The sequence below is a fragment of the Citrobacter enshiensis genome (assembly GCF_029338175.1).
GTDB classification, from domain to species: Bacteria; Pseudomonadota; Gammaproteobacteria; order Enterobacterales; family Enterobacteriaceae; genus Citrobacter_D; species Citrobacter_D enshiensis.
The window spans coordinates 2310378-2331159 of sequence record NZ_CP119862.1 but is presented as its reverse complement, the minus strand read 5'-3'; the positions used below and the strand labels follow the sequence as shown (position 1 = coordinate 2331159).

General features: G+C 50.9%; 21 protein-coding genes. 10 read left to right on the top strand and 11 right to left on the bottom strand.

Annotation, left to right across the window (positions count from 1 at the left end):
• Positions 1–67: 67 nt before the first annotated feature.
• The gene (locus P2W74_RS11445; protein WP_276295016.1) at positions 68–1300 is read left to right on the top strand and encodes a GGDEF domain-containing protein; all 1233 of its coding nucleotides are present in this window, start codon (positions 68–70) and stop codon (positions 1298–1300) included.
• A gap of 101 nt (positions 1301–1401) precedes the next feature.
• Here P2W74_RS11445 and smrA read toward each other — a convergent pair whose 3' ends face one another.
• Entirely contained in the window at positions 1402–1965 is a 564-nt protein-coding gene (smrA, locus tag P2W74_RS11440) for a DNA endonuclease SmrA (RefSeq protein ID WP_276295015.1), read from the bottom strand.
• Between the two features lie 225 nt (positions 1966–2190).
• On the opposite strand from smrA, the gene ogt reads away from it, so the two are divergent.
• Positions 2191–2706, top strand: coding sequence for a methylated-DNA--[protein]-cysteine S-methyltransferase (gene ogt / locus P2W74_RS11435; protein ID WP_276295014.1), 516 nt, complete (start codon positions 2191–2193; stop codon positions 2704–2706).
• 194 nt (positions 2707–2900) lie between these two features.
• Positions 2901–3653 (top strand): fumarate/nitrate reduction transcriptional regulator Fnr, encoded by a 753-nt coding sequence (gene fnr / locus P2W74_RS11430; RefSeq protein WP_003020397.1) that lies wholly within the window; start codon positions 2901–2903, stop codon positions 3651–3653.
• 295 nt (positions 3654–3948) lie between these two features.
• Here the strand turns inward: fnr and P2W74_RS11420 are convergent, their stop codons facing one another.
• Positions 3949–4242, bottom strand: coding sequence for a YciI family protein (locus tag P2W74_RS11420; protein WP_276295177.1), 294 nt, complete (start codon positions 4240–4242; stop codon positions 3949–3951).
• 121 nt (positions 4243–4363) lie between these two features.
• Here P2W74_RS11420 and P2W74_RS23595 point away from each other — a divergent pair, with 121 nt between their 5' ends.
• Entirely contained in the window at positions 4364–4702 is a 339-nt protein-coding gene (locus P2W74_RS23595) for a hypothetical protein (RefSeq protein WP_412767229.1), read from the top strand.
• Between the two features lie 20 nt (positions 4703–4722).
• Positions 4723–5673 (top strand): universal stress protein UspE, encoded by a 951-nt coding sequence (uspE, locus tag P2W74_RS11410; protein ID WP_276295013.1) that lies wholly within the window; start codon positions 4723–4725, stop codon positions 5671–5673.
• Positions 5674–5760: 87 nt separating this feature from the next.
• Here the strand turns inward: uspE and P2W74_RS11405 are convergent, their stop codons facing one another.
• Entirely contained in the window at positions 5761–6021 is a 261-nt protein-coding gene (locus P2W74_RS11405) for a DUF2534 family protein (protein WP_192612335.1), read from the bottom strand.
• Between the two features lie 247 nt (positions 6022–6268).
• On the opposite strand from P2W74_RS11405, the gene P2W74_RS11400 reads away from it, so the two are divergent.
• The gene (locus P2W74_RS11400; protein WP_276295012.1) at positions 6269–7294 is read left to right on the top strand and encodes a mechanosensitive ion channel family protein; all 1026 of its coding nucleotides are present in this window, start codon (positions 6269–6271) and stop codon (positions 7292–7294) included.
• Here the strand turns inward: P2W74_RS11400 and P2W74_RS11395 are convergent.
• Positions 7284–8321, bottom strand: a complete 1038-nt coding sequence (locus P2W74_RS11395) for a ParB/Srx family N-terminal domain-containing protein (protein WP_276295011.1) — start codon at positions 8319–8321, stop codon at positions 7284–7286. The genes P2W74_RS11400 and P2W74_RS11395 overlap by 11 nt on opposite strands.
• Positions 8322–8463: 142 nt before the next feature.
• Here P2W74_RS11395 and P2W74_RS11390 point away from each other — a divergent pair, with 142 nt between their 5' ends.
• Entirely contained in the window at positions 8464–9030 is a 567-nt protein-coding gene (locus tag P2W74_RS11390; RefSeq protein ID WP_276295010.1) for a DJ-1/PfpI family protein, read from the top strand.
• 70 nt (positions 9031–9100) lie between these two features.
• Here the strand turns inward: P2W74_RS11390 and P2W74_RS11385 are convergent, their stop codons facing one another.
• Positions 9101–10714: a peptide ABC transporter substrate-binding protein gene (locus tag P2W74_RS11385; RefSeq protein ID WP_276295009.1), complete on the bottom strand. Its 1614-nt coding sequence runs from the start codon at positions 10712–10714 to the stop codon at positions 9101–9103.
• 193 nt (positions 10715–10907) lie between these two features.
• On the opposite strand from P2W74_RS11385, the gene mpaA reads away from it, so the two are divergent.
• Positions 10908–11636 carry a murein tripeptide amidase MpaA gene (gene mpaA, locus P2W74_RS11380; protein WP_276295008.1) on the top strand — a complete coding sequence of 243 codons (729 nt, stop codon included), beginning with the start codon at positions 10908–10910 and terminating at the stop codon, positions 11634–11636.
• Here mpaA and ycjG read toward each other — a convergent pair.
• The gene (gene ycjG / locus P2W74_RS11375) at positions 11611–12576 is read right to left on the bottom strand and encodes an L-Ala-D/L-Glu epimerase (protein WP_276295007.1); all 966 of its coding nucleotides are present in this window, start codon (positions 12574–12576) and stop codon (positions 11611–11613) included. The genes mpaA and ycjG overlap by 26 nt on opposite strands.
• 115 nt (positions 12577–12691) lie before the next feature.
• On the opposite strand from ycjG, the gene tpx reads away from it, so the two are divergent.
• Positions 12692–13198, top strand: a complete 507-nt coding sequence (gene tpx / locus P2W74_RS11370) for a thiol peroxidase (protein ID WP_203361070.1) — start codon at positions 12692–12694, stop codon at positions 13196–13198.
• A gap of 52 nt (positions 13199–13250) precedes the next feature.
• On the opposite strand, the gene tyrR is transcribed toward tpx, so the two are convergent.
• The 3 genes from tyrR to P2W74_RS11355 all read right to left on the bottom strand — a co-directional run bounded on the left by tyrR (position 13251) and on the right by P2W74_RS11355 (position 17395).
• Positions 13251–14792 (bottom strand): transcriptional regulator TyrR, encoded by a 1542-nt coding sequence (tyrR, locus tag P2W74_RS11365; RefSeq protein WP_276295006.1) that lies wholly within the window; start codon positions 14790–14792, stop codon positions 13251–13253.
• Between the two features lie 147 nt (positions 14793–14939).
• Positions 14940–16001: a YcjF family protein gene (locus tag P2W74_RS11360; protein ID WP_276295005.1), complete on the bottom strand. Its 1062-nt coding sequence runs from the start codon at positions 15999–16001 to the stop codon at positions 14940–14942.
• Positions 15998–17395 carry a YcjX family GTP-binding protein gene (locus P2W74_RS11355; RefSeq protein WP_276295004.1) on the bottom strand — a complete coding sequence of 466 codons (1398 nt, stop codon included), beginning with the start codon at positions 17393–17395 and terminating at the stop codon, positions 15998–16000. The genes P2W74_RS11360 and P2W74_RS11355 overlap by 4 nt, the downstream gene beginning before the upstream one ends.
• Before the next feature lie 152 nt (positions 17396–17547).
• Here P2W74_RS11355 and P2W74_RS11350 point away from each other — a divergent pair, with 152 nt between their 5' ends.
• Positions 17548–18558, top strand: a complete 1011-nt coding sequence (locus P2W74_RS11350; protein ID WP_276295003.1) for a LacI family DNA-binding transcriptional regulator — start codon at positions 17548–17550, stop codon at positions 18556–18558.
• Between the two features lie 30 nt (positions 18559–18588).
• On the opposite strand, the gene P2W74_RS11345 is transcribed toward P2W74_RS11350, so the two are convergent.
• Together P2W74_RS11345 and P2W74_RS11340 are read right to left on the bottom strand one after the other, a co-directional pair.
• Complete coding sequence (locus P2W74_RS11345; RefSeq protein ID WP_203361065.1) at positions 18589–19500, bottom strand: OmpG family monomeric porin; 912 nt, start codon at positions 19498–19500, stop codon at positions 18589–18591.
• Positions 19501–19690: 190 nt separating this feature from the next.
• A complete protein-coding gene (locus P2W74_RS11340) occupies positions 19691–20773 on the bottom strand; it encodes an ABC transporter ATP-binding protein (protein WP_192612347.1) in 1083 nt (360 codons plus the stop codon).
• Positions 20774–20782: the final 9 nt, after the last annotated feature.

The following is a 20782-nucleotide window of genomic DNA, read 5'->3' as shown; positions in this document are numbered from 1 at the left end:
GAGATTGATGATAAAAATGATCTGCCAATAATTGGCTGCACAGCATGTGAAGATAACAGGATTATCGATGATTGCACACGAATTCAATGCCCTGGATTTATTAACCGTTCCTGTTTGGATCGTCTCACCGCATAAAGAAGCACTGGTATTTGCTAATACCGCCGCACGGGAACTGATGCAGGAAAATACATTCAGTCAACTGCGCAAAGGGTTATTTTCAGCCCATGCACAAAATGAATTGTCCATGTATATCACTGACCTACGAAACCAGCGGGATATTGTCGAAATTCTGACGGTCTGTTGCAATGGCCAGGAAAATGCGCTGACCTGCCGACTTTCCGTCAAAACACTCGCAACTGAGGACGATGTGATTGTCTTTGAGGGGTTCGAAGTGCAGGCGATACAGGGGCTCAAGGCCAGCCGTTCTGCAAACTATCAGCGCAAGAAACAGGGCTTCTATGCCCGTTTTTTCCAGACAAACACCGCGCCCATGCTGCTGATTGATCCCTCCAGAGAGGGGCTGATTGTGGATGCAAACCTGGCTGCCATGAACTTCTACGGCTACAGCCACGAGGTAATATGCCAAAAGCATACGTGGGAAATTAATGAATTAGGCCGTCATGTGCTGCCTATTATGCATGAAGTCGCACGTTTGCCTGGAGGTCATAAGCCGCTCAATTTCGTTCACAAACTGGCTGACGGCTCCACCCGTCACGTACAAACGTATGCCGGGCCTATCGAAATATACGGCGAACGACTTATGTTATGTATCATCCACGACATCACCGAACAAAAGCGGCTGGAGCAGGAACTGGAACGCGCCGCCATGCATGACGATCTCACCGGTTTATTGAACCGAAGACAGTTTTATCAACTTACCGAGCAGAGCCAGACACCCCATTTAGCGCTGACGCAGGATTACAGTTTGCTGCTGATCGACACCGATCGCTTTAAGAGCATCAACGATCTTTATGGCCATCTGAAAGGCGATGAGGTGTTGCGTGCCCTTTCACGAACGCTTGAAGCACACGCCCGTAAAGGCGACCTGGTTTTTCGCTGGGGAGGTGAAGAGTTTGTGTTACTGCTGCCGCGCACGCCGCTGGATACGGCGATGACTATCGCTGAAACCCTGCGCGCCAGTGTCGCCAAAATCAGTATCGCTGGCTTACCGCGTTTTACGGTCAGTATTGGTGTGGCGCGGCATGAACAGAATGAAAGTATCGACGAGTTGTTTAAACGCGTGGACGATGCGTTATACAAAGCCAAAAATGACGGGCGTAACAGAGTGCTCGCCGCCTGACGTCGCATGATACTGTTGATGCGTCACGGAAGACGCTGTGTTTTCTGTCCTGATTTTGCGCCCGCACCAGGCGGCGCAGGCGCATTTTTACCGTGATATCGCTAGCGACTGCGCTTGGCGTGACGTTCCCAGTTTTCCTGCTTCGCCTGCGCTGTTTTGCGCAACGCAACATAGCATGCACCGCTGCCGCCATGATGCGGTAACGCCGAACAATAGGCCTGCACATCGTCGAACTCTGTCAGCCATCGCGCGACATAACTGCGGATGACATTGGCATGTGAACGGTCTTCCCGTCCCTTACCGTGGATAATCAGCACATTACGTAAGCCGTCCTGCAGTGCCTGTAAAATGAAACTGAACAGCATCTTGCGGCACTCTTCAACAGGCTGGCGCAACAAATTCAGGCTCGCCTGCTGGCTGTACTTACCTAAACGCAGTTTGTCGGTCACCCCTTGCTGCAGACCTTCCCGGCGAAATTCCAACGGTTGACTGAGCGGGATAATATCCAAATAACCGGTGGTGAGAAAATTATCAAGCTGGAGCGTATCCAGACGCTGCGGTGCACGCTGATTACGCGTGGGCTGCCAGTGTATATCCGTGCAACGCTTTAGCGGCTGGACATCCTCCATGGCGTCTAGAAATAGCGATGTGTCGTCAAGGTTCATGATTCATCCTCCCGCTTTTAGCTTCTGCACTATCATAACCGCACGATATTATGCCGACAACGCTTTACAGTTGTTTCCAATAACAGGTCAGGATGCACTTCGGTGTGGGCCACTGAGCGGTGCATCCTTCTCTTTATAGGGTATAGATGCCGATCATCATCGCATGATATCTTGTCATTTTGCCGACCGTGTCGGACATATCCTGTTCTGAATAAAGGGAAACGGATGCTGAAATTACTTCAAGACAACATTGCGACTCCGCTGGGGCCGCTGTGGGTGATTTGCGATGAACAATTTCGCCTGCGCGCTATCGAGTGGGAGCAACACAGCGACCGTATGGAGCAATTGCTGGATATTCATTATCGCAGCGAAGGGTACGAGCGTGTTGTCGCCAAAAATCCCGGCGGCCTGAGCGATAAGCTCTCTGACTATTTTGCGGGCAATCTCAGCATTATCGATACGCTGGAAACCGCCACCGGCGGCACCGATTTTCAACGTGAGGTGTGGCGGGCGCTACGGTCCATTCCGTGCGGACATGTTATGCATTACGGCCAGTTAGCCGAACAGTTAGGTCGCCCTGGTGCCGCACGCGCTGTCGGTGCCGCCAATGGCGCAAATCCTGTCAGTATTGTTGTGCCCTGCCATCGCGTTATTGGACGTAATGGCACGATGACCGGGTATGCTGGCGGCGTGCAGCGAAAAGAGTGGCTACTCCGCCATGAAGGTTACCTGCTACTTTAGAATCCAGGCAATTCGTGCCATCTACTTCACACTTTACTGTAAAGTAACCGCAGATAACTTAAGTATTTTCAAAGAGATATAAATATTCACTCCACTTATGTCTGAATTATCCCCTATTGGGGGTAGCGCAGACTTACGTGCTCACCAAAAAGATGTTAAAATTGACAAATATCAATTACGGCTTGAGCAGACCTATGATCCCGGAAAAGCGAATTATACGGCGCATTCAGTCTGGCGGTTGTGCTATCCATTGCCAGGATTGCAGCATCAGCCAGCTTTGCATCCCGTTCACACTTAACGAGCATGAGCTTGACCAGCTTGATAATATCATCGAGCGTAAAAAGCCTATTCAAAAAGGCCAGACGCTGTTCAAAGCAGGTGATGAGCTGAAGTCACTCTATGCTATCCGCTCCGGCACGATTAAGAGCTACACCATCACTGAACAAGGCGATGAGCAGATCACCGGTTTTCATCTCGCAGGGGATCTGGTCGGTTTTGACGCCATTGGTAGCGGTCATCACCCGAGTTTCGCTCAGGCGCTGGAAACCTCAATGGTATGCGAAATCCCGTTCGAGACGCTGGATGACCTGTCGGGCAAAATGCCGAATCTGCGTCAACAGATGATGCGTCTGATGAGTGGCGAGATCAAAGGCGATCAGGATATGATCCTGTTATTGTCGAAGAAAAATGCGGAAGAACGTCTGGCCGCCTTTATCTACAATCTGTCTCGCCGATTTGCGCAACGTGGTTTCTCACCGCGTGAATTCCGTCTGACCATGACGCGTGGCGATATCGGTAATTACCTCGGGTTAACGGTCGAAACCATTAGCCGTCTGCTGGGGCGTTTCCAGAAAAGCGGAATGCTGGCGGTCAAAGGTAAATATATTACGATTGAAAATAGCGATGCGCTGGCAGTTCTGGCGGGTCATACGCGTAACGTTGCCTAATCTTTTCGCAAACGTGTCAGTTATCCTTCTGTCAAATCGTTAAATTTATCGATTTGTCAGAAGGTTCTTCCCCCCTTCAAGTTAACCACTCGCTTTATTCAATACTTTCGGTCTGACATCTGGAGGTTTCCATGTGCGGACGTTTTCGCAGCCTCAAACAGTAATGCCAAAGCAGTAAATAGCAAAATAAGGCGGCTGAGAATAAAAGCCAGAAGACACCGAAACAGGGAATGCATCAAACTGGGGAATGTTCCATGATGGGCGGCTCAATATGAGCTACTGAGCCGATATAAAGTCAGAAAATACTTTCCAGAAACTGAGCTTTCATGGTGGCTTCAAAGGGAATAATTTCAGCTTTAGCAATATTCAATTTTTGAAAGGGATCCTGGCTGAGACGCTCTTCCAGTGATTCAATGCTGTCGCATTTTGCCAGAATCACACCGCCATTTCGGGGAATTCTCCTTCCCGAGGCAAGAAATACACCATCTGAGTAACCTTGCTTAAGCCACTCGACATGTTGAGGGATTTGAGAATCAACGTCTTCAAGTGGTTTTATATAAGTTAAAACAACAACATAAATGATGCTCATTTTAAAGTCCTTGTAGAAATAAGGTTTTAAAATGCCCCCACCACCAGAGAAAGTAAAGCTGAACAACAGCAAATCAGATTCGTTTTTGTACCGAAATATAACGCCAAAATACGGAAACGGCATGTTTACCCGCCACGGCACACTTTTGCCTGTTGGGCTCTTTCAGCGGATGCAAACCCCTCTTTTATTACCCGTCAGATGGGGCATGAGGATGCCGCATAGTTACTCAAAATGGATGGGAGATATGCGCCAGGATCAGGTCAATATGCTGAATAACCGTATACCGACGGCATTGCCTCCAGATCTCCCCAAAGCGACATATATCCTGAAGAAAGTTCTTCAATTTAAACGGGATAGTGTCAAAAACGATAAATTTCCCCAATTTATTGATCTGGCAGAAGGTTCTTCCCTGTTTCAATCACCATATATGGGTTACTCTTTTAAATACAAAGTGCGGTGACAGTTGTAAGGAGACCCTGTATGGCTATGTATCAAAACATGCTGGTGGTCATCGATCCGAACCAGGACGATCAACCAGCATTACGGCGAGCTGTTTATTTGCATCAACGGATTGGTGGCACAATCAAAGCCTTTCTGCCGATCTATGACTTTTCCTATGAGATGACTACCCTGCTGTCGCCTGATGAGCGCACGGCGATGCGTCAGGGCGTCATCAGCCAGCGAACAGCATGGATACGTGAACAAGCAAAATACTATATTGATGCAGGTATTCCTGTTGATATTAAAGTGGTCTGGCACAACCGTCCCTTTGAGGCGATCATCCAGGAAGTCGTCAGTAGCAAGCACGACCTGGTTCTGAAAATGGCGCACCAGCACGACCGACTGGAGGCCGTCATCTTTACCCCTACTGACTGGCATCTGTTACGGAAATGTCCAAGTCCGGTCTGGATGGTGAAAGATCAGCCCTGGCCTGAAGGGGGTAAAGCCCTTGTTGCGGTAAATCTGGCAAGTGAAGAACAGTACCATAATGCTCTGAACGAAAAACTGGTTAAAGAGACGATACAACTCGCAGAGCAGGTCAACCATACCGAAGTGCATTTGGTTGGCGCGTATCCTGTCACGCCTATCAATATTGCCATTGAGTTGCCTGAATTTGATCCGAGCGTTTATAACGATGCGATCCGTGGACAACATCTGCTGGCGATGAAAGCGCTGCGGCAAAAATTCAGTATTAATGAGGATGTCACGCACGTTGAAAAAGGCCTGCCGGAAGAAGTGATTCCTGATTTAGCAGAGCATCTGCAAGCGGGGATTGTGGTATTGGGTACGGTCGGACGCACGGGGCTCTCCGCAGCGTTCCTCGGTAATACGGCGGAACAGGTCATCGACCATCTGCGCTGTGACCTGCTGGTCATCAAACCCGACCAGTATCAGACGCCGGTTGAACTGGACGACGAAGAAGACGATTAATCAGCTCATGAAAATGCCGGATGGCGGTGTTAACACCTTATCCGGCCTGCCATCAAGGCCCGGCCAGTGCGTCGGGCCTTTTTCTGCTCAGTGTTTATCCTCGCCACCCAGGAAATAGATCCCCAACGGAATCGCCAGTAAGATCGTAAAGACCAGGCTGTAGACGAAAATCATCGAAGATTGAATGGCATACATTGACGTCGTCCAGTCAGACAGCGGAATATCGTATTGCTCTATCACCCCTCCGATGGTCGCACGCGTCACCACTGACGCCGCGATAATAAATACCCCCAGCAGGCACAACAGAAACTTCTTCCCCTTTGCTGTCTTCAGCGTTGTCATGATCATAGTATCGTCCTTTTGCAGATGAAAGCTCTGTTACTTGCGCGTAACAATAGCATGACAATACGCGATTGTCTGCCCGAGAAGCTGTGACATTACGTTCACATTAACGGCGCTCTTCTGAAATTGTCGCTAAATACGCTATTTTTTTCGCCCATTCCATTATCCGCTATGCGTCGGTGCTGGATAAAATGAGAGCCCCTCAGGTTGACCGTAATGCGTAAATAACCCTCCAGGAACAACAACGATACCTATGACTGCAGATCTCATTTTAAAAAATTCTTTCAATCTGGCGGTGATTTTCAGTTGTGGTGCCGCGCTGATAGTGATGCGATTTTGGCTTTACCGACAATTAAAATGGCAGAAAGGGTTTATTTTTCACGCTGCCCAGTTCTTTATTTACGCGATTATCATCGGCACGATGGGTTGCATCATCAATAATGCCATTGAGAGCTACAGGCTGACGTTCATTTCTGCCAGCGTGATCGACTTTATCTGCACCTCACTGATTGCGCTTATCCTGACGATAAAACTGTTTTTAGTGATCAACCAATTTGAGAAAGCGCAGATCGATAAAGGCCGGGATGTGACCAGCGCCAGGATCGTGTCGCGTATTATCAAGATCGCGATTATTATTTCGATCGTTTTATTGTACGGCGAGCACTTTGGCATGAGTTTATCCGGTCTGCTGACCTTTGGCGGGATCGGCGGTATCGCCGTCGGGATGGCGGGTAAAGATATTCTGAGTAACTTCTTTTCAGGCATCATGCTTTATTTCGACAGACCTTTTAGCATCGGCGACTGGATCCGTTCTCCCGACAGAAATATCGAAGGTACAGTGGCTGAAATTGGCTGGCGGATCACCAAAATTAATACATTCGACCACCGTCCATTGTACGTCCCGAACTCGATATTCTCTTCTATTAGCGTAGAAAATCCGGGCAGAATGACTAACAGGCGCATCAAAACGGTGATCGGGTTACGTTATGAGGATGCCGGGAAAGTCCGCGATATTGTTGGGGCGGTCAGAAGCATGCTTCAGCACCATCCTGATATTGACCAAAAGCAGACGCTGTTGGTGTATCTCAACGAGTTCGGAGACTCATCACTGAATATTCTGGTCTATTGTTTTAGCAAAACCACAGTATGGAAAGAATGGCTCGCGGTTCAGCAAGATGTTTATCTGAACATTATTGATATCGTGCAGAGCCACGGCGCAGATTTCGCGTTTCCCAGCCAGACGCTTTATATTGATGAGCCAGAAAAAATCAGTCATTAACCCGGTCTGTTATTTTCGCCAGATACGCATCAAGCTTATGCCTACGTAAATAGTCTTCCAGCTCTTTTGCCCACGCGGCACCTTCCCCGAGAATCGCACGGCTGTGGGTTGCCGCGTACAGATACCGGGTATCGTACAGATTAATCAGCGTCTGATTTATCCCTTCTGTATTACAGCCCGGGTTTTGCTGCTGTTTCTCCAGCGCCCGGACAATACGAGTCAGCTCTTCAGGAGGCGCTGACAATTCCCGCTCATTGAGTTCACTGATTACCAGAAACTCGGGAGGAATCCCCTCTTCTATAGCCGCCTGCAGGCGATAATGGCCATCCAGGATCACAAACGATCCCAGCCCGGCAATGTACCAGACCAGTATCGGCGGCAATGTCCCCTCACGGCATTTTTTGCGCCACCATTTCAGACGCCCGGTACCGGGTTGTAGGGAATAACGTCCGAGCAGCAAATTCCCGCCCCACCACCAGTCGACGAATGTGACGCTGTCGGGATTGACCAGATCGGGAAAATCTTCACCATAAAGAGTCCAGTGACAGCCGAAATTCCCGCTACTCTCCGGCGATTCAAAGCGCCAGTTTTTCACAGCGACGGGCTGCTGACAGGAATAAGGCGCTGAGCGTCCGGTAGCTGACATCGGCCTTAGCAACCAACGGCGCGCAGACAGGAGCGGAACAGGCGCATTCATCAATTGACGGGCAAAATAACGACACCACTCTCCAGTCCAGTCCCCCTGCTGCTTGCATTTGATGAACTCTATATCATCCGATCTCACGGGAGGTAATAAATCCCGCCGTCCGGCGTAATCGGTATTCAATACCACCCAGACGCCAGAGTGATCTTTCAGCATAGAGGCCCAGAACAGTGTCTCGCCATAAAGCGTTAACGCCATCCGACCATGATGACCACTAAGCATATCGACGGCCTGCCCTACCCCCGAATCTTCCCGCACCGTCAGCGCTAAACCCTGCCAGTGGTTATTTCGATCAAAAAGGTCTTTCCACCAATATCCTGTCATGTCCTTCCTCCCTGAAAGCCGATAATGGAATAGTAAGTTAAAAAGAGGCGCTGACACCAGCTCTGGGGAGCGGTGAAGGTTCGCATTCCCGCTTCCTCCAGGCTATATCTTAGACATCTTTATTCATACAGGGGTGGTGAGGATGGGCAAGAAGATTCTAATGCTGGTGGGTGATTACGCTGAAGATTACGAAACCATGGTGCCGTTTCAGGCATTGCAGATGATTGGTCATCAGGTTGATGCGGTCTGCCCTGACAAAACCAAAGGCGACTATATCATGACGGCGATTCATGATTTTGATGGTGCCCAAACCTACAGCGAGAAACCCGGTCACCGTTTTATTCTCAACGCCGATTTTGCGGCGGCTGAAGAAAAAAATTATGACGCGCTGTTGATCCCCGGTGGGCGTGCGCCGGAATATCTGCGCTTAAATGATAAAGCCCTCAAACTAGTGCAGGCGTTTGACGCGGCGGGTAAACCTATTGCCGCCGTTTGCCACGGCGCCCAATTGCTGGCTGCCGCCGGAATACTGAAAGGACGCACCTGCAGTGCCTACCCGGCCTGTGCGCCGGAAGTCCGGCTCAGCGGCGGGCAGTATGCTGACATCGGTATCGACCAGGCACATGTTGACGGCAATCTGGTCACGGCACCCGCCTGGCCCGCACATCCGCAATGGTTGGCGAAATTTGCTGAACTATTGCAGCAGTAAAACGTTGAACTGTTGAAGCGACGCTGGCGCTAATAATTGCGCCAGCGTTGGGTGTACTGCTGACTGTGTATCAGTGTTTCACAATATACAGGGTCCGGCTGTAGGCTACGTCTTCCGGGTTCGTAATGGGATAACCTTTAAGCCACGGTTTAATTAAACGGCCATTGGTGTACTGATAAATCGGCGCAATCGGCGCCTGCTCCATCAGGATTTTTTCTGCGGCATTGTAATCCGCATTACGCGCCTGCGCGGTATTTTCCAGGGTTGCCTGAGTCAGAACCTTATCGTATGCCGGGTTGTTGAAACGAGAAATATTACCGGAATGCGTTGAGGTCAGCAGCGAGAGGAAAGTAGACGGTTCGTTGTAATCCCCAACCCAGGACGCACGGATCACATCAAAATTACCGGTATTACGGCTATCGATATAGGTTTTCCATTCCTGGTTTTGCAGCTTCACATCCACGCCGAGGTTTTTCTTCCACATTGATGCCACGGCAATCGCAATTTTTTGATGATTTTCAGACGTGTTATACAGCAACGTCAGATTTAACGGACGATTTGGACCATAGCCCGCCGCACGCAGTAGCGTTTTTGCCTGAGCATTCAGTTCTTCCTGACTCATTTGCTCAAACGGTGAAGGTTCAGGTGTAAATCCGGCCGTGACGTCCGGGGTAAAATGCCAGGCCGGTTTTTCCCCGGTGCCCAACACTTTTTCAGCCATAATACGCCGGTCGATGGTCATGCTTAATGCCAGGCGCACACGAGAATCCGCGGTAGGACCTTTTTGTGTGTTAAAGGCATAATAATAGGTGCCCAGCTGCGGCGGGGTATAAACCTGACCTGGAATATCCTTCAGCAATTTCTGATACAGATTTTTCGGGAAGGACTCCGTGATATCAATATCACCCGCCAGATAGCGTTTGGTCGCCGATGATTCCTGGTTAATTGGCAGGAACGTCACTTTTTGGATGACGGTTTTCGCATTATCCCAGTAATACGTGTTCGGCTCGACGACCAGCTTTTCATTGACCACGCGATCTTTTAAAACGTAAGCGCCGTTGCCGATCAAATGGCCTGGTTTAGTCCAGTCCTTTCCACTCTCTACGTTGGCTTTCTGCACCGGATAAAAGGCAAAGTTAGCGGTCAGATTCGCAAACCAGGGTAACGGTTTATCCAACTGGACTTTTAAGGTTCGCGCATCAACGGCAGTCACGCCCAGTTTATCTGGCGTGGCTTTCCCATCGATAATGGCCTGCGCATTATTAATTCCTGCCAGCGCCGCAAACCAGGCGAACGGTGAAAGTGTCTTCGGATCCACCAGACGCTGCCAGCTATACACAAAATCTTGCGCCGTGACAGGGCTACCGTCAGCCCATTTGGCATTGTCGCGCAGGGTAAACGTCCAGACACGGTTGTCATTGGTCTTCCACTGGGTGGCGACACCCGGAATAATTTCACCTTTGTCGTTTTGATTGACCAGACCTTCAAACAGGTCACGAATCACCTGAATCTCCGGCAATCCAACGGCTTTAGCTGGATCAAGCGAGGCAGGCTCATCTTTGATGTGGCGCACCAGCTCTTGTTTTTCTGCCAGTACCGTTCCGTTGGGAACATCCGCAGCATGTGTCTGAAAGATGCTGCTAACCAACAGCGCACAACAGGTTACTGAAACAGAGAGCTTCATAAGGTACCCCAATCGATAAGTTAATCCTGAATATAATGACGGCGTAATTATTTGTTTTATCAATGGGAAAAGCAAATAACTTCCCACACAAAATTGATATTACAACGAGAACAAGAAGTCTATGAAAACGATTTGATTATCCGCGAAATTTGCACAACACTGCGAATAATAACTCCAGCATTCAGAGACGCTTATGACTGTTACTCGCCCCCGCGCCGAACGCGGCGCATTTCCGCCAGGCACAGAGCATTATGGACGTTCACTATTAGGGGCGCCGTTGATCTGGTTCCCGGCTCCCGCCGCCGATCGTGAAAGCGGTCTGATTTTAGCGGGCACCCACGGTGATGAAAATTCATCGATGGTCACGCTCTCCTGCGCGCTTCGTACCCTCAACCCTTCTTTACGCCGTCATCATGTGGTGCTGGCCGTCAATCCGGATGGTTGCCAGCTCGGGCTGCGCGCCAATGCCAACGGCGTCGATTTAAACCGCAACTTTCCGGCGGCAAACTGGAAGGCGGGCGAAACGGTTTATCGCTGGAACAGCGCCGCGGAAGAGCGCGATGTGGTGTTGCTTACCGGAGAACATTCGGGTTCGGAACCGGAAACCCAGGCGTTGTGCCAGCTCATACACCGTATTCACCCTGCGTGGATCGTGTCATTCCACGACCCTCTGGCCTGCATTGAAGATCCTAAACACAGTGAATTAGGCGCGTGGCTGGCGCAGATGTTCGAACTGCCGCTGGTGACCAGCGTGGGTTACGAAACGCCAGGATCCTTTGGCAGCTGGTGCGCCGATCTAAACCTGCACTGCATCACCGCCGAGTTTCCGCCTATTTCGTCCGACGAAGCCAGCGAGAAGTATCTGCTGGCAATGTCGAATCTGCTTCGCTGGCATCCTAAAGATGGAGTTTGCCGGTCGTAAAATTCAGCGCGGGCTCGACATCTACCGCCAGCCAGGTCGGGCCATCGAGATCGGCGAAACTCACCTGCGGTGTCAGCGGTAGCGCAGCGCTGATTGCCCGCGACGTGCATAACATGCAGCCCAGCATTAAACCGAAACCTTGCGCTTTGGCTTCGGTTGCTAATGCTAATGCTTCTGTCAGCCCTCCGGTTTTATCCAGTTTAATGTTGACCATCTCATAGCGCCCTTGCAGCGATTTCAGGCTGCTACGGGTATGGCAACTTTCATCCGCGCAAATAGGCAGCGGGTGAACGAAATTCTCCAGCGCGGCATCATCGTGCGCCGGTAACGGCTGCTCCAGCATTGCCACCCCCAAATCGGCCAGTAGCTGACAGCGGGCAGCCAGACCACTCGCATGCCAGGACTCATTGGCATCGACAATCAGCGTCGCCTCAGGAACCGCCGCACGAATCGCCACCATACGTTCGCTGATCAGATGATCATCGAGCTTCACTTTCAGCAGTTTCGCCCCGTTTTCCCACAGGGCCGCCGCGCTGGCCGCCATGTGCTCTGGCGTTCCAATCACCACGGTTTGCGCCGTAATCACCGGTGAATCCAACTCGATACCAACGAATTCAGTCAGCGTTTGCTGCTGCTGACGGGCGCTTAAATCCCACAACGCGCAATCTACCGCGTTACGCGCAGCGCCAGCCGGTAGCAGTTGCTGTAAAGCTGCGCGGGTCAACCCTTTTTCCAGTTGCGGGGCAATGCTCATTACCTGCGCAAGCACCGAGGCATCGCTTTCGCCATATCGGGGGTAAGGCGTACACTCGCCAATGCCCTTCACACCGTTTTCTTCCAGCTCCACGACCACCACATGCGCTTCAGTCCGACTTCCCCGCGCAATAACAAAGGGGGTGTGCAGTGGCCAGGCTTCCTCATACACCTTCACCGATCTCATTCGTGCTCCTTATGCTGCGGCGGTGTGCGATTCACCACAAATAGCGTTTGCTGTGTTAACTACTGATGGCATAAACTAACCGCGACGTTAACTATATGTAAACAGGAAGATAACCATGTCACAAACCGTTCATTTCCAGGGCAACCCCGTTGCAGTCGCCAACTCCATTCCTCAGGCTGGTAGCAAAGCGCAGGCTTTTACCCTCGTGGCAAAAGACCTGTCTGACGTCGCACTGACTCAGTTTGCTGGCAAACGTAAAGTGCTGAATATTTTCCCGAGTATTGATACCGGCGTATGTGCGGCATCGGTACGTAAGTTTAACCAACTCGCGACAGAAATCGACAACACCGTGGTGCTGTGCATTTCTGCCGACCTGCCGTTTGCCCAGTCGCGTTTCTGCGGCGCGGAAGGCCTGAGCAACGTTATCACCCTCTCCACGCTGCGTAACAGTGATTTTCTGAAAAACTACGGTGTGGAAATCACCGAAGGTCCTCTGAAGGGCCTGGCGGCACGCGCCGTGGTGGTGGTCGATGAAAACGACAACGTCATTTTCAGCCAGCTGGTGAATGAAATCACCAACGAACCTGACTACACCGCCGCGCTGGACGTCCTGAAAGCCTAATCCTTGCGGATACAAAAATGCCTCCATATTTGGAGGCATTTTCATTTCTGCGTTACTCGTCGTTCTTCTTCTGGCTCAACCCATACTCACGCAATTTATTGGCAATCGCGGTGTGTGACACCCCCAGCCGTTTCGCCAGCTTACGCGTGCTGGGATAATTGCGATAAAGCTGCGTCAACACAGAACGCTCAAAGCGACTGGTAATATCATCCAGTGACCCTTCCATCGCATCTTCTCCGACGGCAACGGTCGCGGCATCGTAATCCGGCAATAAAATATCCTGCGGGCGCAGCTCGTAGCCTTCCAGCTGAGTCAGCGCACGGTAAATGGCATTTTTAAGCTGACGCACGTTACCGGGCCAACCGTAACGGGTGAGAATCGTACCGAGATCGGCAGCCAGTTTAGGTCTCGGCACCCCCTGCTCATCGGCAAAACGCGCCACGAACAGCTCGGTGAGCGGCATAATATCCTGTGGGCAGTCGCGCAGCGGCGGCAGGTTGAGCGTCAGAACATTCAGGCGGTAATACAAATCTTCACGGAACAGTCCTTTTTGCACCAATTCCACCAGGTTTTTCTGGGTGGCGCAAATCACCCGGACATCCACGTGAACCTCTTGATCTTCGCCCACCCGACGGAACGTACCGTCATTGAGAAAGCGCAACAGTTTCGTCTGCATACGCGGCGACATCTCGCCAATCTCATCCAACAGCACCGAGCCGCCGTTCGCCTGTTCGAAGAATCCTTTTTTGCCTTCCGGCGCGTGGCCAAATAGCTCACTTTCAACCGCATCTTCCGGAATGGACGCGCAGTTCAGCGCCAGATACGGTTTTGCTGCGCGTGGGCTCGCCAGATGACAAGCGTGTGCAAAGAGATCTTTCCCTGTCCCGGTATCCCCGGTGATCAGCAGCGGCGCGCTCAACATTGCCAGCTTACGCGCCTGCTCAACCACATGTTTCATTTTTGCGCTAACGGCAATCACCTGGCTAAAGGCGCTCAGATCCTGGGTGTTGAGGTTCTGCAACTGACGCCCCATTCGTAGGGTAGAACGCAGCATCACCACCGCGCCTGTCAGCATATGTTCGTCGTTCTCGCCCTGAAGATGGACCGGCGTAATTTCCATCAGGAAATTCTGACCGTTGATCACGACATGTTCGTTGTGGGAGCCTTGTGGATTCCCCTCCAGCCAGCGCTGGAAGTTGAAACCATTGATCAATTGCGCCGCCGTGTGATTGCGCATGCGCTCCGGGTTTTGCGCGAAAAGCTGACAGCTCGCGGGGTTCGCCATCTCCACTTTGCTTTTCATGTCCAGCGACAGAACCGGCTCCGGGAGTGCCTCAAGCAACGCGCTAAGTGCCAGATGCTCGCGCTCGGACGGCATCCACGGCACGGTGCGCACATCAGTGACGCCCGCGATGCGACGAATCTCCGCCATCAGGCTGCTGAAGTTGGTGAACTCCAGTTCAGCAAAATTAAGGTAAATCCGCCCAATGGGGTCAATCTCAATACCGCGTAAATCAATGCTGCGAAGTACCAGTAAATCCAGCAATTCACGGGTCAGACCAAGACGATCTTCACAAAAGACTTCCAGACGCATGGGAACCTTCACCTAAACAATGAACTATTAAACAGATGATAAGCCACTATTCGGTTAGCAGGAAGGAGTCTGTCAACAAATATTGACAGCATGGTGGAAATTTGGGCGCTGACGCGTAAAGTTGTACGGTCAGCACCCAGATCAGGTTTAATTTTCGCGGGAAGATTTGTTTTTCTGCAGCGTCTCTTTGAGCTGACCCACCAACTGGCGCCGAAAATCCCCCAGCCGCGGTTTATCATCATCAATCCACGGCAAAGGACGGCAAAGCTCCATGGCTTTGATCCCCAACCGGGCCGTCAACAACCCGGCGCCTATCCCCTGCGCGGCGCGGGTGGACAGACGTGCCGCCAGATCCTGTGACATCCAGTCCATCCCAACTTCACGCACCAGTTCACTGGCACCCGCAAACGCAATGTTCAGCAGCACCAGGCGGAATAACCGCAAGCGGCTGTAATACCCCAGTTCAATACCGTACAACGTGGCGATACGGTTGATCAGGCGTAAATTACGCCAGGCAATGAAGGCCATATCCACCAGCGCTAAAGGGCTGACGGCAATCATCAGGGTCGATTCCGCCGCCGATCGGCTGATTTCTCGCCTGGCCTGCGCGTCCAGTACGGGTTGCACCAGATGGGCATACAGGCTGACGACTTCCCGATCATTTTGCGTCTCATGAATCGAGGCGTACCAGCGTTGTAACGCCGGATGTGACTGATCAATACCCGCCTGCTGCGCCAGTTTTTCGCAAAACGCGCGCCCTTTACCGGTACCGACACTGTGTAACAGCTCGCGCGCTTCATCACGCTCATGCGCACGCTGGCGTAACCGCCACAGCCGACGCCACTCGGTCGCCACCGACCCAACGCCCGCGCCGATAATCAGCATGCCTGCCGCACAGCCGCCAAGCGCGGCCCAGTCCTGGGTTTGCCAGGCATTCATTGTCCACTGAACGCCCTGACCGACGACGCTGACGCCAAACAGCGCCAGGCCGCCCATCACCATTTTGCGCCACAGACTGCGTTTCGGACGTAATGCGGCATCAATGACCGCTTCTGCTTGTCCTTCATCCTCCAGCGGCTCTTCTGTCTTCGCTGGTGCGAAGGTCTGCGCCTCTGTTTCGCTGAAGGACTGTTGCGACTTAAAGGTCGGACGTGCTTCTGCTTCTAGCGGCCCGGCGAAATCGATACGCGGTTTCAACGGTTCGGTCATCGCAATTTATCTCCTATCAAAAACTCCAGCGCGGCATCCAGACGAATGTGTGGCAGCGGTTTGTCGACATCCATTACCTGTGGGCGAAACGCTTCAAACTGAAACCCCTGGCTGTCCCAAAACGCCTGTCCAGGCAGACGCGCGGGCACCTCTCCGGGATAGACGGTCAGTGGTTTACCATCGCTAAGGCGATTTCCACGCAACGCAGGAATTTTTTCGCCATTCACATCAATCAGCCCGCTGGTGGTCGCCTGTACGGACGCCAGCCCCAGACAATCCATACTGATCCCCTCAAAGGCGGCATTTTGCCAGGCATCCTGGATCAGTTGCTGGAGCAAAGAGACCATATTGGCGTGTTGATCGACGGTCACGTGATCCGCTTTGGTGGCGGCAAACAGCAGTTTGTCGATAACGGGCGAAAAAAGCCGCCGGAACAACGTACGTTGACCGTAATGGAAACTCTGCATCAGTTGCGTCAAGGCCAGACGCATATCATTAAACGCCTGCGGCCCGCTGTTGAGCGGCTGCAAACAGTCCACCAATACAATCTGACGATCAAAGCGCAGGAAGTGGTTTTTGTAGAACCCCTTCACCACTTTTTCGCAGTAGTAATTAAAGCGTTCGCGCAACATTCCGGCATTGGTGTGTTTGTCGGCCTGCGCCAGTTTCGATTCACCATACGCATCCACATCCGGCCACGGGAAAAATTGCAGGGCCGGCGCTCCCGCCATATCCCCCGGTAACACAAAGCGGCCCGGTTGAATGAAATGCAAACCTTCTTGTTTGCATTGATGCAGATAGTCAGTCCACGCGGCCGCAATGTCAGCCAGACGATTTTCATCTGCGGGCGCCAACGGATCCAGGCCCTGGCATAACTGACGCCATTTGGCTGACCACTCGCCCCGTTTGCCCTGCAGCAGCCCTGTCATTTGTCGTGACCAGCTCAGGTAATCCTGTGCCAGCATCGGTAAATCGAGCAGCCATTCGCCGGGATAGTCCACAATCTCCAGATACAGGGTGGACGTATCTTTGAAATGGCGCAGAAGGGAATCGTTAGATTTGTAACGCAACGCGAGACGAATTTCACTCACGCCACGCGTCGGCGTCGGCCAGCCAGGCGGCTGAGCATAAAGCTGGGCCAGCCCCTCATCATAGGTAAAACGCGGAATACCAAAATCACGTTGCGGCACTCGCTTTACGCCGAGCAGGCGTTCTTCTCGCACGGCGCTGAGCAGTGGCAGGCGAGCGCCGGTATGCACATTCAGCAGTTGGTTCACCATCGCCGTGATAAACGCCGTTTTACCGCTGCGGCTCAGTCCGGTCACCGCCAGGCGCAGATGTCTGTCGACCCCACGATTGACCAGCGCATTGAATTCGTTTTTAAATCGCTTCATCGCCATCCCGTTGTGCCTGAAGACCCGAAAAAATTATAACGTATGCGTATTAATGTGGGGTCAGGCTGTTGATAATCAACTGCCTTGTGTTGTCATTCGCCAGTTAACTCCATAAGATGTGCGTCATTAACTCTCGGACGGGCTCGGGGTACATGTCTCCTACCATATATGATATTGCGCGTGTCGCTGGCGTTTCAAAATCAACAGTGTCACGCGTTCTCAATAAGCAAACCAATATCTCACCAGAGGCGCGAGAGAAAGTATTACGCGCCATTGATGAACTGCAGTATCAGCCGAATAAACTTGCGCGTGCTCTGACCTCTTCCGGGTTTGATGCAATAATGGTTATTTCAACCCGTTCTGCTAAAACCACTGCCGGAAACCCCTTTTTCTCTGAAGTACTGCACGTGATCACGGCCAGTGCCGAAGAGGAAGGTTTTGATGTCATCTTACAAACATCAAGAAATACCGAAGATGATTTACAAAAATGTGAAAGCAAGATAAAACAAAAAATGATCAAAGGGATTATCATGCTGAGTTCTCCGGCAGATGAAACCTTCTTTGCTCGCCTGAATAAATACGAAATTCCGGTAGTGGTCATTGGGAAAGTTGAAGGGCAGTATTCGCATGTTTATTCCGTTGATACGGATAACTTTCAGGACAGTGTGGCGCTGACAAATAGCCTCATTGAAAGCGGCCATCAGCATATTGCCTGTCTGCATGCCCCCCTTGATTATCATGTTTCCATTGATCGGGTTAACGGATATAAATACAGTCTGCAAGCACATGCACTCCCTACCCGACCAGAATGGATCGTCGATGGTGGATATACCCACGAGAGTGCGTTAACTGCCGCACGGGAATTATTAAGTCAAGAAACGCTCCCGGATGCGGTATTCGCCACCGACAGTCTTAAACTGATGAGCATCTATCGCGTAGCTGCGGAAAAAAACATTATCATTCCGGATGAACTGGCCGTTGTGGGTTACAGCAATGAAATGCTTTCGTTTATTTTGACCCCACCGCCGGTCGGTATTGATGTACCTACACAAGCGTTGGGTGAAAAAAGCTGCGATCTCCTGTTTAAATTGATCGCTGGTCAAAAACAATTACAAAATATCACGGTTGCCACACAAATATCGTTGCCAAAGACACTTAAATAAAAAAAGGGGCATTTTCATGCCCCTTCCCCATTAGAAGGCGTAATTGAATCCTACGCCAGCATAATGGAATTTATCGCTTTCACCTTCATCATGATCTTCCCACTCGAACGCATACTCCAGCGACACTGATAGTCCATTCTGGAAATCATAGCCGTAGAGCATACCAAGACGATTGAAGTCATGCCCTTCGCGTGCGATGTCGTCCTGCCAGTCCCAGTTAGACCAGCGGTCGAGACCGATACGGGTATACGGCGTCAGCGTGGTATTGCCTAATGAAATAGGTAAATATGCACGGATTTCCTGCGTGGAGAATTCACCATTATTGCGCGAACTGTCCATATTAAAGCCACGTTCTAAATAGTAGTTGGCCACAACAGAAAAGGTATCATTGATTCTGTACGTTAAACCGGTTTCTGTTTCCACGCGGCTATCCGAATAACCCGTTTCATCCAGATCGTTGACAAACTTGTACATAGAGAACCAGCCGCTGAAGCGCCAGTCATCATTCAGTTTAACATCCCAGTCGGGCTGTATTTTCCAGCGTTGCATATTTGCTGTACCCGCATCGCCGCCATGATCATCTTCAAAATGATAACCATAATTACGTAATCCGCCCGTCAGACCAAAAGAGAAATCATCACTTTCAGTAATCTGATAACGAATATCTAATTCAGGACGGTCAAACCAGGTGCCACGAGAACCGCTACTGTAATCAACAGGACCTTCCTGATAATAAGCCAGTGAGATTTTCCACGGACCATTCGAGGCATTAAACCAGACTGACGGTTCTGATAAACCGTCCATATCTTCGGCATGGCCTTCTACGTTTTCTATTTCATACATGGCACCCACATTGAAATGCCAGTCATCGTTTTCAGCAGCCTGCGCGCAGGCCATCCCGGCGCACATCAGCAGCGCTGTAGAGGACAGTAAGGTTTTCATTTATGTTCCTTGTTAAAAGTCTAACAAAAAAGCAATTACAACCGGGAGGAATCCCCCGATATATGTAAACTCGTCATTTTTAAATTGAGACGACTTCTGGCAGTTAATGTCTCCAAAGGGAATACCATCGGTATCCCCTCTGGATTAATGCACATTCAGCACTATCGCCATTCAAATTATTTTGTGAGCTTTATTGGATCGCAATTTCCGTTTCATCATCAAAGAAATGGCATTTAGCCATATCAAAATGTATGGTGATATTATCTCCTGCCGAATAGTCATTCATTGCGCCAGCACGTACCACCATTTCGTGCCCCCCTACCGTGGTATAAAGCATAAATTCAGCCCCGGTTAATTCCGCCACGCTTACCCGCGCCGCAACATTATTATCAGATAATGCGTCAGGCTGGATATCTTCAGGACGAATCCCCATGACAACGGCTTTATGGTCATACCCCTGTTTTTTCAAAATGCTGAGTTTGTCTTCTGGGATGGTTAACTTTAGCGTTTCAGTAACAAATTTATCCCCATCAATCGCGCCACGAATAAAATTCATTGACGGTGAACCAATAAATCCGGCCACAAACATATTGGCAGGATGGTTATATACCGTTTTGGGCGCGCCAACCTGCTGAACAATCCCGTCTTTCATAATGACAATGCGGGTCGCCATGGTCATCGCTTCAGTCTGATCATGGGTTACGTAGATCATCGTGGTGTTCAGTTTTTGATGAAGCTTGCTGATTTCGGCTCGCATCTGAACACGCAGTTTGGCATCAAGGTTAGAGAGCGGTTCATCCATCAGGAACACCCCGGCCTCACGGACAATCGCACGCCCCAGCGCCACACGCTGGCGCTGACCGCCGGACAACGCCCCCGGTTTGCGTTTCAGATAGTCACGTAAACCCAGTATTTGCGCCGCCCAGTTCACACGTTCATCAATAACACCTGGGTCAATTTTCTGCATTTTCAGCCCGAACGCCATGTTGTCGTACACGCTCATATGCGGATACAACGCATAGTTCTGGAAAACCATGGCAATGTTGCGCGCTTTGGCCGGAACGTCGTTCATGCGTTTGCCGTCGATCAGCAGTTCTCCACCGCTGATCTCTTCCAGTCCGGCGATCATGCGCAGCGTGGTCGATTTGCCGCAGCCTGATGGCCCGACAAAGACAATGAACTCTTTATCTTCGATTTCCAGGTTGAAGTCTTTAACCACATGGACCTGGTTATCGTAAATCTTTTGAATATGTTTCAACGAAAGCTGTGCCATGTTGATTCC